This is a genomic window from Luteimonas sp. GW821-FHT14E02 (assembly GCF_058803905.1).
Window position 1 is genome coordinate 52,948 of sequence record NZ_JBXAPK010000010.1, and the last position, 12,322, is coordinate 65,269.

The window sequence follows — 12,322 nt, forward strand, 5'->3', positions numbered from 1 at the left end:
ACAGCCGGTGGAACCGGGCGAGGGGTCCCAGTTCGGGGATACGGCCGCTTCGCGCGCACGCTGCGTACAATCGCGCCATGCAGCTCGACTCAGTCGCCATGGCAGCGTTGCGCGCGATCGGCTGGCCCTGTGAAGGGTCGCCGGACGCGCCGGGCTGGCGTGAAACGCTCGATGCGCATCCGCAGGCACGGCCGGTGCGGGTGATCGAGCAACATCGCTCCGGCTATATCGTCGCCGATGGCCTCGGTGAGGGATTCCCCGTCGAATCGCTGCCGGAATGGCAGCGCGCGCCGGGTTATCGCAAAGGCACGACCGCCGCCGAACAGCGCGCGGCGGTCGGCGACTGGGTGCTGATCGAGGGCGCGCGCATCGTCGCCGCGTTGCCGCGCCGCACCGCGATCAAGCGTGGTGCGGCGGGCGAGCACTACAAGCAGCAGGTGATCGCCGCGAATATCGATGTCGTCCTTGTCGTTTGCGGCCTCGACGGCGATTTCAATCCACGCCGCATCGAGCGCTATCTGCTGCTGGTGCACGGCGGCGGCGCGCAGGCGGTCGTGGTGTTGACCAAGGCCGATCACGCCGAGGCGGATGTTCCGGCCGCGTTGGCCGCGTTGGCCGGCATCATGGGCCAGGACGTACCGGCGTTCGCGGTGAACGCCAAGGACAGGAACGACGTCGCCGTGCTCGATCCCTGGCTGCGGCCCGGCATGACCGCCGTCCTGGTGGGCAGCTCCGGCGCGGGCAAGTCGACGCTGACCAACACCTTGCTCGGCGTGGAGAAGATGAAGACTGGCGAAGTGCGCGAGCACGATGCGCGCGGCCGCCACACCACCACGCATCGCGCGTTGATCCCGCTGCCGTCCGGCGCCTGCCTGATCGACACGCCGGGCATGCGCGAACTCAAGCCCACCGGCGAGGAGGATCTCGCCGAGGGCGGCTTCGCCGATATCGAAGCGCTGGCCGAACAATGCCGCTTTCGCGATTGCCGCCACGACCGCGAGCCCGGCTGCGCGGTGCGCGCGGCGATCGAGGCCGGTACGCTCGATCCCGGCCGCTTCGCCAACTATTTGAAGTTGCGTGACGAAGTCGCCGGCGCCGCCGACAAGCTGGCGACGCGGCTGGCGCAGAAGTCGAATGCGAAAGTGCAAGGCAAGGCATTGAACAAGCGGCTGGATGAAAAATATGGCAAGCACTGAACAACGATGAGCGGTACGGACGCGGAGATCGCCCACCATGCCGCGCTCGATGCGCGCATGGTCGCCGCCGTGCGCGGGATCAAGTTGTTGTCCCTGGTCAGCTGGCCGGCGAGCGCGCAGCAGCGCTTCCTCGACCTGCATGCGCAGGGCCGCGAGGAGCTGCCGAAGATCGATTACCCGACGCTCGATTTCACGGACACCCGGCACGAGCTGGACGCGATCGCCGCCGCTGCCGATCCCGCGCATCCGCTCGGTGCCTACCTCATCGATTCCACGCGCAGCTGGTCGATCGCGGCTGAACTGCTGGAAGCGCTCGGCACCGACGCGGTCTGCGCGCATTCGATCCGCTTGTTTGGACGCCCCGACGAACCGCTGCCGGGCAACGGCCCGACGGCGCGTGTCGCCGCGCATCACTTCATCGACATCGCCAACGAACTCGATCATGAACTGATCGCGCCGGAGGAGCAGGTCGCCATTTCGGCGACGGCGCTGCAATTGCAGCTGCAGGTCGATCTGGATGCGTTCTTTGGCGAACGCGTGATCGAGGTGACGCTCGATCCGGACATGATCGCCAAGGCCGCGGCCGGCGCGCAGCGCATCCGCCTGCGCACCGGTGCCGAATACACCGACTACGACAAGCACCAGCTGCTGCAGCACGAAGCCTTCGTGCATTCACTCACCGCGCTCAACGGTCGCGCGCAGCCGGTATTGCCGAGTCTGGCGCTGTCATCGCCGCGCACCACGGCGACGCAGGAAGGCCTGGCGACCTTCGCCGAACAGATCACCGGCAGCATCGACATCGAACGCATGAAGCGCGTGTCGTTGCGCATCGAGGCGGTGGCGATGGCGCTCGAAGGTGCCGATTTCATCCAGGTCTTCCGCTATTTCCAGGCGGCGGGTCAGTCCGCGGCGGAGAGTTTCGCTTCGGCGCAGCGTGTGTTCCGTGGCGTGCCGTTGAATGGCGGGCAGGCGTTCACCAAGGACACGGTCTACCTGCGCGGGCTGATCGGCGTGCACACCTTCTTCCGCTGGTCGCTGCGCCAGGACAAGCTGCGGCTGTGCCGGCTGCTGTTCGCCGGCAAGATGACGCTCACCGACGTGCAGCGCTTCGAGCCGTTGTTCGACAGCGGCGCGTTGCTGCCCGCCCGCTACATGCCGCAATGGGTGTCACGCGCGAACGGCCTCGCTGGCATGCTGGCGTTCTCGCTGTTCGCCAATCGCATCCGCCTCGATCAGGTGAGTGGCGACACGCCGATCTTCGAGGTGTGATCCGGCGAGCGCGCGTCGGGCGCGTGTGAAGAATCGGCTCCCGGGCGATGCGAGGAGGAGGAGAAGGACGCCCGGAAGCCGAAAAACTGTACTTACCGCATGTGCAACCCACCGTTGACCGCGTAGTCGGCGCCGGTGACGTAGGCCGCGTCGTCCGAGGCCATCCAGGCGCACAGGCTGGCGACTTCCTCGGGTTTTCCGAGTCTCCGCACCGGCACCGAGGTGGCGAGACGATCGAGCACGTCCGGCGGGAACGTGCTGATCGAGGCGCTGGCGACATAGCCTGGCGAAATCGTGTTCACGGTGACGCCACGCGCCGCAAACTCGTTCGCCAGCGCACGCGTGAAGCCATGCATCGCCGATTTCGCCGTCGCGTAGTTCACCTGGCCAATCTGGCCCTTCTGCGCGCTGACCGATGCGATGTTGACGATGCGTCCCCAGCCACGCGCGGCCATGCCTTCGATCACCTGCTTGGTGATGTTGAACAGCGTATGCAGGTTGCCGGTCATCACCGCGTTCCAGTCCTCGCGCGTCATCTGCCGGAACAACACGTCGCGCGTGCCGCCGGCATTGTTGACCAGGACATCGACCTCGCCGACTTCGGCTTTCACCTTGGTGAACGCCGCCACGGTCGATTCCCAGTCGGCGGCGTTGCCTTCCGAGGCGACGAAGTCGTAGCCGAGTTCGCGCTGCTCGCGCAGCCAGCCGGCCTTGCGCGGCGAGTTCGGGCCGCAGCCGGCCACCACCGTGTGCCCGCTTTGCGCGAGCTTCTGGCAGATGGCGGTACCAAGACTGCCCATGCCGCTGGTGACGTAAGCGATGCGAAGTGTCATGTCGTCGTTTCCTCGTGGCTCAGGTGCATGCGGCGTAGGGGTACAGCGCGAACAACAATGAAGTGGCCAGCAGCACCATCGACACCATCACCGCCCATTTCAGCGTGAAGCGCTGATGGTCGGCGAAGTCGACGTTGGCCATGCCGACCAGCAGATAGGTCGAGGGCACCAGCGGACTCAGCAGATGCACCGGCTGCCCGGCCAGCGAGGCGCGTGCCATTTCCACCGGCGTGATGCCGTAGTGGCTGGCGGCTTCGGACAGGATCGGCAGCACGCCGAAATAGAAGGCGTCGTTGGACATGAAGAAAGTGAACGGCATGCTCGCGATCGCCGTGATCACCGCCAGGTAAGGCCCCCAGGCGTCGGGAATGACGGCGAGGAAGCTGCGCGACATCGCCTCGACCATGCCGGTGTTCGACAGGATGCCGGTGAAGATGCCGGCGGCGAAGATCAGTGACACCACCGAAAGCACGTTGCCGGCGTGGTTGACGATGCGGCGGCGCTGCTCGGCGAGATCGGGATAGTTGATCACCAGTGCCAGTGCGAAGCCGATCATGAACAGCACCGGCAGTGGCAGCAGGCCGAGGATCAGCGTGATCATCAGCGCGATCGTCAGCGCCGCGTTCACCCACAGCAGTTTCGGCCGCTTGGTGTCCTCGCTGTCGGCGAGTGTGGGCAGGTTGTCGCCGCGGGTGTCGTGCTCCGGATGCCAGTCGGCGGCGTGGCCGTGCAGCGTCACGATGCCCAGGCGCTTGCGTTCGCGCAGACCGAGGTACCAGGCCAGCGCGATGATCGACGCCAATGCCAGGCCCATCGCCGGAAGTAGCGGTACGAATACCTCGCTTGGATCGATGTGCAATGCAGTTGCCGCGCGCGCGGTCGGGCCGCCCCAGGGAGTCAGGTTCATCACGCCGCTGGCGAGGATGGCGACGCAGGTCAGGTTGATCGCGTTCATGCGCAACCGCTGGTAGAGCGGCAGCATCGCGGAGACGGTGATCATGTAGGTGGTCGAACCATCGCCGTCGAGCGAAATCAGGATCGCCAGCACCGCGGTCCCCACCACGATCTTGACCGGATCACCCTTGACCAGCTTGAGGATGCGCTTGACGATCGGATCGAACAGGCCGGCGTCGATCATCACGCCGAAGTAGAGAATCGCGAACATCAGCATCACGCCGGTCGGTGCGATCTTCTTGATGCCCTCGATCATCATCTCGCCGATGCCGGCGCCGAAACCGCCGAGCAATGCGAAGGCGATCGGGATCACGATCAGCGCGACCAGCGGCGCGAGCCGCTTGCTCATGATCAGGTACATGAAGGTCAGGACCATCCCGAAGCCGAGAAGGGTGAGGACCATGGCGAACTCCTGGAAAATCGGCCGCGTTGGCGGTCAGAAGACGAACTGGAAGCGCGTGGTCAGGGCGCGGGTGCGGTCGAGCGTGCGATCACTGAGTCGGTCGCGGTTGCGGCTTTCGATCCAGTCGACCATCAGGCGGATGTTGGCGCTGGCGTACCAGTTCACGCCGATGCTGCGCGCTTCGGTCGAGACGTCGAGGAAATCGGGCTGGCCGTCGAGGTGTTGCTGTCCGGTCATGCGGTCGTAGCGCAGGACGAGTTGCCAGGCACCGCCCTTGCGTTGCGGCTTGACCTTGCCGAAGCGGCCGTTCTTGGCGTCGTAGGGCATGGTTTCGCCGGTCAGCAGCCAGCCCGCCGCCGCGTAGAACGAACGCAGGTCGTTGCTCTGCATGCCGTCGCGGTAGTAAACACCGCCATATTCCGATTGCACGTACAGCGGCCCGCGCGTTGCGGCGAACTCCAGCGAGTACTTGTCGGCGTCGACGTCACGCCCGGTGCTGAAGTCGGTCAGCATCGCGCGACTGTTGTCGGATTGCGCACCGGCCGGACGCGGACGGACGCGCAACGCGGAGGCGCCATCGACGCCGGGGTGGTCGTACCACTCCCGTGCCAGGGACAGCCCGAGATGGACGACGCGTTCATCCTCACGCAAAGGCGTCCAGGTCCCGCGCGCGCTCAGGGCATTGCCCTTGGTATGCCACTCGTCGATCTGTTCCAGACTGTAGTAGCCGACGCCGAAGGTGTGGTGATCGCGCGCATCGATCCAGCCGACGCCAAGCCGGTACAGCGGCGCGATCGTGGTGCCGAACATCGTGCGTTCCATCAACAGCCCGTTGTTGGAACTGGTCTTGGCATCGAGGGAGAAGTTCTGGATGAACTGTCCGATGGTGAGCTTGCCGGTGTCGAACTCGCGGGTGACGTAGAAGTTCTTCGCCTCGATCACGTCAGCCGAGAAGTCGTCCTGCAGGCCTTCGAAATCGGCTTCGAAGCTGTAACCCCAGCCGTAGAAATTGCCGGAGACTTCCAGCCGCGCGCGACGGGCGTCCAGTCCGTCGGTGTTGTTCGGGCCGCGGTCGTCATTGTCGAAGGCGGAATAGTCCAGGTGCAGCTCGCCGCCGAGCTCGGCGGTGAACGGGTCCTCGCCGGCGGCAAAGCACGGCGCGCAGAACAGACACAGCCCCGCGCAAGCGGCGGCATGGGAAATGGAACGCATCGATGTCCTCCCATCGCGCACCGACGTGCGCTTATAGTTGCCGTGGCTTGATGGGCCGGCGGCAACCCTCACGTGCAGGCTAGGCGGGGGAAGCTGTCAAAGACCTGTCATCCCCGAAAGGGGTCATCCATTGAGAAGCGGCAAGCGCCGCGGCGAGGAAGAAAGAGGCGACAGTGCGCATCCTGCTGGTCGAGGACAACGCGGATCTGGCGGACGCCATCATCCGGCGCATGCGCCGCAGCGGGCATGCTGTGGATTGGCAATCCGACGGCGTCAAGGCGGCGAGCGTGCTGAAGTACCAGGCCTTCGATCTGGTCGTGCTCGACATCGGGCTGCCGCGCCTCAATGGCCTGAGTCTGCTGGCGAACCTGCGCGAGCGCGGTGACGCCACGCCGGTGCTGATGCTCACCGCGCGCGACGGCATCGAGGATCGCGTCAACGCTCTCGACGTCGGCGCCGACGATTATCTCGGCAAGCCTTTCGACTTCCGCGAGTTCGAGGCGCGCTGCCGTGTGCTGCTGCGGCGCAACCGTGGTCAGGCCGCGGGTGTCGTGCAGATCGGGACGTTCACGTTCGACAGCGCCGCGCACCGCGTCATCAGCGACGGCGAGACGATCGAGCTGCCGAATCGCGAGTTCCGCCTGCTCGAAATCCTGATCGGCAAGATCGGCCAGGTGGTGAGCAAGGACGAGATCGGCAACGGCCTGTTCGGTTTCGACGACGAAGCCGGGCCTAACGCGATCGAGTTGTACGTCGGGCGGCTGCGCAAGCGGCTTGCGGCCGCGCCGCTGCGCATCACGACGGTGCGCGGCGTGGGTTACATGATCGAGCCGATCGAGCATGCCGATGGCTGAGGCGCGGCGCGAGGAAGCCGGCAAGCGGGGTTCGATCCGCCGCACGCTGCTGCTCTATCTCGGCACTTTGTCGCTGATTGGTGCGGTGTTGCTGTTCCTGGCCGCGCGCAGCTATGGGCGTGCCGCCGCCGATCGCTCCTACGATCATCTGCTGGTCGCCTCCGCGCTGTCGATCGCCGACAGCGTGGCCCTGGTCGACGGCCAGTGGCAGGTCGATCTGCCTTATGCCTCGCTCGATGTACTCGCGATGGCGCCCGAGGATCGGGTGTTCTATCGCGTGGCCACCGGCGAAGGTAAAGCCATCACCGGCTATGACGACTTGCCCGCACCGCCATCACCGCCGCGCGACGGCAAGCCGAGCGTGTTCGACGCGACGTATCGCGGCGAGCGCACGCGTTTTGTCGCGGTCTCGCGCTGGATCGCAGGGCCGGTCGTGCAGGGCAGAGTGGTCGTGCAGGTGGGCCAGACGCGGATCGCGCGCGAGGCGCTCGCCGATGATGTCGTGTTGCGCGCACTCGTCGCGATCGTGGTGCTGTCGTTGGCGGCGCTGGGGCTGGTGTGGATCGGCGTGCATCGCGCATTGCGGCCGTTGCAGAAGCTCGAACGCGATCTGTCGCTGCGCGAACCGTCCGATCTCAAGCCGGTGACGGGCGCGGTGCCGCTCGAACTCGATCAACTGGTCGGCGCCCTCAATCGTTTCATGGCGCGCTTGTCGGCGAGCAACGAAACGCTGCGCGCCTTCATGGCCGATGCCGCGCACCAGATGCGCACACCGCTGGCGGCGTTGCGGGCGCAGGCCCAGCTCGCGCTCGACGAGGACGATCCGGACGAGCAACGGCGCAGCCTGGTCACGATCGAACGCAACGCCAGCCACATGAGCCGGTTGTTGAACCAGTTGCTCAGCGATGCGAGCACGATTCATCGTTCCCAGCTGCAGCAGTTCGAGACCGTCGATCTGGCCGAACTGTTGCATCAGGCGCTGTACGAATCGATTCCGCAATCCGGACCGCGCCCCGAAGTGCGCCTGGCCACGACCAGCGAGCCAGTGCTGATCCGCGGCGATGCGCTGCTGCTGCGCGAGGCGATCAAGAATCTGATCGACAATGCGCTCAAGCATGGCAAGTCCGCACAGGTCCGCGAGTCGTCGGGCGGCAGGGATGAAGCCTTGCAGATCGCGTTGACCATCGCCGGCGGCGAAGCCGTCCCGACAGCCGTGCTGACCGTGGCCGACCACGGTTCCGGGATCGCGCCAGCCGATGCGGAAACCGTGTTCGAGCGCTTCGCGCGCGGCCGCGATGCCGCGGCCGGTGGTGCCGGGCTTGGGCTGGCGATCGTCAAGCGCATCGTCGACAGTCATGGCGGCCGCATCGATCTCTCCAACCGCGTCGGCGGCGGCCTGATCGTGACATTGCGTTTCCCGAGGTTGCCGGCATGAGAAACGAGAAGCCAGTGGAAGGAAGCGGGGCGCGTATGAAGGCAAAGCGCGTGATGGCATTCATTTCCGTTGCGCTTCTGGTTTCCTTGCTTTTCGCCGGCATTGCGCATGCCGCCGCCGGCAACATCCGCGCATTCAAGGCGCCACAGGCGCGCACCGCGCAACTGCGCATCCACGGTTCGACCGACATCGAGAATTTCGCCGCCGTCATCGACGATTATCAGCGCCTGCATCCGGGCACCGAAATCGAGTACTCCGACCTCGTCGCCCGCGATATCTATGACCGGCACGTCGCAGCCAGCGCGCGACAGGACACTGTCGCCGATCTGCTCATCAGCAGCGGCATGGATCTGCAATTCAAGCTCGCCAACGACGGCTACGCGCTCTCGCACCATTCGCCGGCGACCACCCAGCTGCCAGCCTGGTCGCAGTGGCGTTCCGAGGTGTTCGGTATCAGCTACGAGCCTGTCGTCATCGTCTACAACAAACGCCTGCTTCCGGCCGCGCGGGTACCGCGGACGCGCCGGCAACTGCTGGCGCTGCTGCGTGATCCGGCGGCGAAACTGGCCGGGCGCGTCGGTATCTTCGATGCCGCGCGCAGCAGCGTCGGCTATCTGCTCGCCACCCAGGACCATCAGCTTGGCAGCATGGCCGGCGCGCTGCAGGCCGCGTTCGGTGACGACCGGGTCGTGCTGGAGGACCGCGTCGGCCCGCTGCTCGACCGCGTCGCCCGCGGCGAACTCGTGCTGGCCTACAACATGCTCGGCTCGTATGCACAGGCGCGCATCGATAGTGGTGCGCCGCTGGGCATCGTGATGCCCGAGGATTACACCCTGGTCGTGCTGCGCACCGCGCTGATTCCGCGCGCGGCGCCGAACGCCGCCGAGGCGGCGCGTTTCCTCGATTACCTGATCTCGCCGCGTGGCCAGGCCATGCTCGGACGTCAGGTGGGGCTGCAGCCGGTCATGCCCGCGGGCGTCGGCGCGCCGCTTTCCCCGCACGCACGCGAGGGCATGCGCGTGCGCGCGTTGCGCCCGATCCCGCTTGGGCCGGGGCTGCTGGTGTATTTGGATGCGTTGAAGCGGCGCCAGTTCCTCGAGGCCTGGCGCAGCACGGTGCAGCCGAAGCAGAAGGCCGCCGATCAGGCGCCCTGACGGCGCTTCAGCGCAATGGCGGCACCACGGTCACGGCGGTTTCGCCGCTGCGCTCGAGCGCGGTGCGGACGAACGCCGTGGATTTGATGTCCTCGATCATGTCGTGAAGCAGGCGCGCAGTGGCGTCGGAGCGATTCGTGGGGATGGCGACGGCCTGGCGGATGGTGGTGAAGCGTTCTTCCAGCACCCGGTAGCCGGGATGTTCCGCCGCCCAGCGCAGTAGCGGCTGACGCACGCCGGCGGCCGCATCCAATGCGTTCTCGACGAACAGATCGATGGCCGCGACCGAGGTTTCGGCGCGCTCCAGCCTGGCATGCCTGAGTTCGCGACTGAGATGGAGATCGTAGGCGGCACCGCGACCCACCGCGATCCGCACGCCGTCCGCATCGACATCCTCCACGCGCTGGAACCGGCTTTCGTGCCGGACGAGATAGGTGCCCTCGATTTCCACATAGGGTTCGGTGAAGCGGATGCCTTCGGCGCGGACCGGGTCGATGGCAAGGAAGCCGATGTCGCAATCCCCTCTGCCGAGCGCGGCGAACACTTTGCCGGCCGCATCGTAGGTCTCGTAGCGATAGGGCACGCCGAGACGGCTGGCGATCTCTTCGGCCAGTTCCGCGCTGATACCGGTGGGCGTGCCATGCATCGGGTGTGGCCTGGCGAGGACCGGGTTGCCGTAATTGATGGCCACTCTGAGCACACCGGTCGGGGCCAGATCAGTCAGGATCTTCGGAAGGATGTGCATGGCGTGCGCGAAGCAGGGAGCGGTATGGATTCGGAGCGTGAGGTCATGGTCATCATTGCATTTTGTGTATGATTAGTACAATTAATGTCGTGGAGAGCCAGATGCCGCAGCGTCCGATTCCCGCAACCTACATGCGCGGCGGAACCAGCAAGGGCGTGTTCTTCGTGCCGTCCGATCTTCCGGCCGATGCGTCGCAGCGCGATGCCGTGCTGTTGCGCGTCATCGGTAGCCCGGATCCTTATGGCCAGCAGATCGACGGCATGGGCGGCGCGACATCCAGCACGAGCAAGGTGGTGCTGGTCAGCCGCAGCGCGCGGCCGGATTGCGATGTCGATTACTTGTTTGGCGCTGTCGCGGTGCGGGAGGCGACGATCGACTGGAGCGGCAACTGCGGCAACCTGGCCTCGGCCGTCGCGCCTTTCGCGATCCAGCGAGGCTTGATCGACGTTCCGAGGAACGGCGCGGCCCGTGTCGTCATCTGGCAGGCCAACATCGGGAAGAAGATCATCGCGCACGTTCCCATGGCCGACGGTGAAGTCGTCGAGACCGGAGACTATCTGCTGGATGGCGTGACGTTTCCCGCCGCCGAGATTCTTCTGGAATTCATGGATCCAGGCGCCGACGAAGAGGATGGATCGATGTTTCCCGCTGGCGCGCCGATCACCGTGCTCGAAGTGCCGGGTATCGGCCGGGTAGAGGCGACGCTGATCAACGCGGGCAATCCACATGTCTTCGTGGATGCCACAGCGCTGGGGCTTGCGGGCACCGAGTTGCAGGCGGACGTGAACGGCGATCAGGCGTTGCTCGACAAGGCCGAGACGATTCGCGCGCACGGCGCGGTGGCGATGGGATTGGCGCGTGATGCCGAGGACGCCACGCGCACCCGGCCGCACACGCCGAAGCTCGCCTTCTTCGCGTCGCCGGCCGGGTACACGGCTTCGAGCGGCAAGCAGATCCTGCCCGCCGAAATGGACATGCTCGCGCGCATCTTCTCGATGGGCAGACTGCACCATGCCATGACGGGCACCGGCGCCGTCGCGATCGCTTCGGCGGCTGCGGTTCCGGGAACGGTGATCAGCCGGCTTCTCGGTAAAACCGTTTCGAGCGTGCGTGTCGGCCATCCTTCCGGGAGGTTGGAAGTCGGTGCGCGCGCCGTCGAGCAAGACGGCGCCTGGCGCATCACGCAGGTGGCTGTGAGCCGGTCAGCCCGCAGATTGATGGAAGGCGTGGTCCTGGTGCCCGATCGTCTGTAGCGACCGGGCGGCGGATGCCACTCAGCCCAGTGTTGCGGCGACTTCGCGCACCTTGTCGCGACGGGCATCTTCTAGATGCTCGCGCATCCGCGCCGCGGCACCGATGGCATCTCCCGCCTCGATCGTTTCAAGAATCTTGAGGTGCTGGGCGGCATGCTTGCCGCGTGCGGGGCGATCGCTGGTCATGCCGTATTCGATCAGGCGGCGCAGCGAATCGACTCGTTCCAACGATTGCAGGATGAACCGGTTGCCCGACCAGGCCGCCAGGGTTTCGTGAAAGCGGCGATTGGCTTCGAACAGCTCGATCGGCGTCATCTCGGCATAGCCGCCGTTGACGATGTATTCCTGCTCCTTGCGCAGATCGGCCAGCGTTTCGGGATCGGGACGGAACCACGGGCTGAGCAGGCCCATCGGCTCGATCGTCGCACGGAAGACGTAGCTTTCCTCGTAGGCGGAAGCCGAATCGATCATCGGTTGGAAGGTCCAGCCATGACCAAGGCGGCGTCCTATCCAGCCTTCGCTGGAGGCGCGGGCCAGGACGCGGCGAATCTCGTGACGCGTGGCGCCATAGCGGCGCATGAGTTCGGTTTCGCTGATGCTGTCCGGCAATGCGTGTTCGCGCCGATCGTGCGCGATCTGCAGGTACAGCGGATCGCCGGAGAGTTCGGACAACTCGCGTGCAAGCGCTGCCAGATCCGTCTGGGTTGCCGAGAGAGTGAAGCCGACATTGGCATCGTGCGAAGCGAGGCCGCGTCGCACCAGATAGTTGAGCGCGGCATTCACCGGAGAGCGCGAGACGCCAATGCGCTCGGCAAGTGCGCTGCCGACGAGCTTGGTGCCGGCATCGAGGCGTTCGGTGCGGGCGATCGACACGATCCGCCCCACCACTTCGGATTGCACCGAGCTCAGGGCGCCAGCTGACGCAGGCGCGGAGGCCTGGCGGGCGGGCTTTCGTTTTCTGGCAACGGCGGTCACGGCGATGTGCGTGGACAGGCGGATGGGACGCTGAAGCAT

The 12,322-nt window shown here is 65.9% G+C and carries 11 protein-coding genes; 6 read left to right on the forward strand and 5 right to left on the reverse strand.

The window, feature by feature from the left end; translation table 11 throughout:
- Nucleotides 1-77 precede the first annotated feature (77 nt).
- Complete coding sequence (gene rsgA / locus AC1RNP_RS15800) at nucleotides 78-1,196, forward strand: ribosome small subunit-dependent GTPase A (protein WP_493052238.1); 1,119 nt, start codon at nucleotides 78-80, stop codon at nucleotides 1,194-1,196.
- 6 nt (nucleotides 1,197-1,202) lie between these two features.
- A complete protein-coding gene (locus tag AC1RNP_RS15805; protein ID WP_493052239.1) occupies nucleotides 1,203-2,465 on the forward strand; it encodes a flavohemoglobin expression-modulating QEGLA motif protein in 1,263 nt (420 codons plus the stop codon).
- Between the two features lie 92 nt (nucleotides 2,466-2,557).
- Here the strand turns inward: AC1RNP_RS15805 and phbB are convergent, their stop codons facing one another.
- From phbB to AC1RNP_RS15820, 3 genes are read right to left on the reverse strand one after another with little or no spacing between them, the layout of a single operon-like run.
- On the reverse strand, nucleotides 2,558-3,298 hold the full coding sequence (gene phbB, locus AC1RNP_RS15810; protein ID WP_493052240.1) for an acetoacetyl-CoA reductase: 741 nt from the start codon (nucleotides 3,296-3,298) through the stop codon (nucleotides 2,558-2,560).
- Between the two features lie 19 nt (nucleotides 3,299-3,317).
- Nucleotides 3,318-4,655 (reverse strand): CitMHS family transporter, encoded by a 1,338-nt coding sequence (locus AC1RNP_RS15815; protein ID WP_493052241.1) that lies wholly within the window; start codon nucleotides 4,653-4,655, stop codon nucleotides 3,318-3,320.
- 33 nt (nucleotides 4,656-4,688) lie between these two features.
- Entirely contained in the window at nucleotides 4,689-5,867 is a 1,179-nt protein-coding gene (locus AC1RNP_RS15820; protein WP_493052242.1) for an OprO/OprP family phosphate-selective porin, read from the reverse strand.
- 173 nt (nucleotides 5,868-6,040) lie between these two features.
- Here AC1RNP_RS15820 and AC1RNP_RS15825 point away from each other — a divergent pair, with 173 nt between their 5' ends.
- From AC1RNP_RS15825 to AC1RNP_RS15835, 3 genes are read left to right on the forward strand one after another with little or no spacing between them, the layout of a single operon-like run.
- Complete coding sequence (locus AC1RNP_RS15825; RefSeq protein WP_493052243.1) at nucleotides 6,041-6,721, forward strand: response regulator; 681 nt, start codon at nucleotides 6,041-6,043, stop codon at nucleotides 6,719-6,721.
- Nucleotides 6,714-8,156 carry a sensor histidine kinase N-terminal domain-containing protein gene (locus AC1RNP_RS15830; RefSeq protein ID WP_493052244.1) on the forward strand — a complete coding sequence of 481 codons (1,443 nt, stop codon included), beginning with the start codon at nucleotides 6,714-6,716 and terminating at the stop codon, nucleotides 8,154-8,156. The genes AC1RNP_RS15825 and AC1RNP_RS15830 overlap by 8 nt, the downstream gene beginning before the upstream one ends.
- A 53-nt stretch (nucleotides 8,157-8,209) precedes the next feature.
- Nucleotides 8,210-9,310 (forward strand): ABC transporter substrate-binding protein, encoded by a 1,101-nt coding sequence (locus tag AC1RNP_RS15835; protein ID WP_493052245.1) that lies wholly within the window; start codon nucleotides 8,210-8,212, stop codon nucleotides 9,308-9,310.
- Between the two features lie 7 nt (nucleotides 9,311-9,317).
- Here the strand turns inward: AC1RNP_RS15835 and AC1RNP_RS15840 are convergent, their stop codons facing one another.
- Nucleotides 9,318-10,055 carry an ABC transporter substrate-binding protein gene (locus tag AC1RNP_RS15840; RefSeq protein WP_493052247.1) on the reverse strand — a complete coding sequence of 246 codons (738 nt, stop codon included), beginning with the start codon at nucleotides 10,053-10,055 and terminating at the stop codon, nucleotides 9,318-9,320.
- A gap of 101 nt (nucleotides 10,056-10,156) precedes the next feature.
- Between AC1RNP_RS15840 and prpF the strand changes: the two genes are divergently transcribed.
- On the forward strand, nucleotides 10,157-11,308 hold the full coding sequence (gene prpF, locus AC1RNP_RS15845; RefSeq protein WP_493052248.1) for a 2-methylaconitate cis-trans isomerase PrpF: 1,152 nt from the start codon (nucleotides 10,157-10,159) through the stop codon (nucleotides 11,306-11,308).
- A gap of 21 nt (nucleotides 11,309-11,329) precedes the next feature.
- On the opposite strand, the gene AC1RNP_RS15850 is transcribed toward prpF, so the two are convergent.
- On the reverse strand, nucleotides 11,330-12,322 hold the full coding sequence (locus AC1RNP_RS15850; RefSeq protein WP_493052249.1) for a GntR family transcriptional regulator: 993 nt from the start codon (nucleotides 12,320-12,322) through the stop codon (nucleotides 11,330-11,332).

Coding starts and splice junctions, on each gene's coding strand:
- AC1RNP_RS15835 (WP_493052245.1), top strand. CDS start 8,210: ATGGCATTCATTTCCGTTGCGCTTCTGGTTTCCTTGCTTTTCGCCGGC.
- rsgA (WP_493052238.1), top strand. CDS start 78: ATGCAGCTCGACTCAGTCGCCATGGCAGCGTTGCGCGCGATCGGCTGG.
- AC1RNP_RS15830 (WP_493052244.1), top strand. CDS start 6,714: ATGGCTGAGGCGCGGCGCGAGGAAGCCGGCAAGCGGGGTTCGATCCGC.
- phbB (WP_493052240.1), bottom strand. CDS start 3,298: ATGACACTTCGCATCGCTTACGTCACCAGCGGCATGGGCAGTCTTGGT.
- AC1RNP_RS15805 (WP_493052239.1), top strand. CDS start 1,203: ATGAGCGGTACGGACGCGGAGATCGCCCACCATGCCGCGCTCGATGCG.
- AC1RNP_RS15850 (WP_493052249.1), bottom strand. CDS start 12,322: ATGCTTCAGCGTCCCATCCGCCTGTCCACGCACATCGCCGTGACCGCC.
- prpF (WP_493052248.1), top strand. CDS start 10,157: ATGCCGCAGCGTCCGATTCCCGCAACCTACATGCGCGGCGGAACCAGC.
- AC1RNP_RS15820 (WP_493052242.1), bottom strand. CDS start 5,867: ATGCGTTCCATTTCCCATGCCGCCGCTTGCGCGGGGCTGTGTCTGTTC.
- AC1RNP_RS15815 (WP_493052241.1), bottom strand. CDS start 4,655: ATGGTCCTCACCCTTCTCGGCTTCGGGATGGTCCTGACCTTCATGTAC.
- AC1RNP_RS15840 (WP_493052247.1), bottom strand. CDS start 10,055: ATGCACATCCTTCCGAAGATCCTGACTGATCTGGCCCCGACCGGTGTG.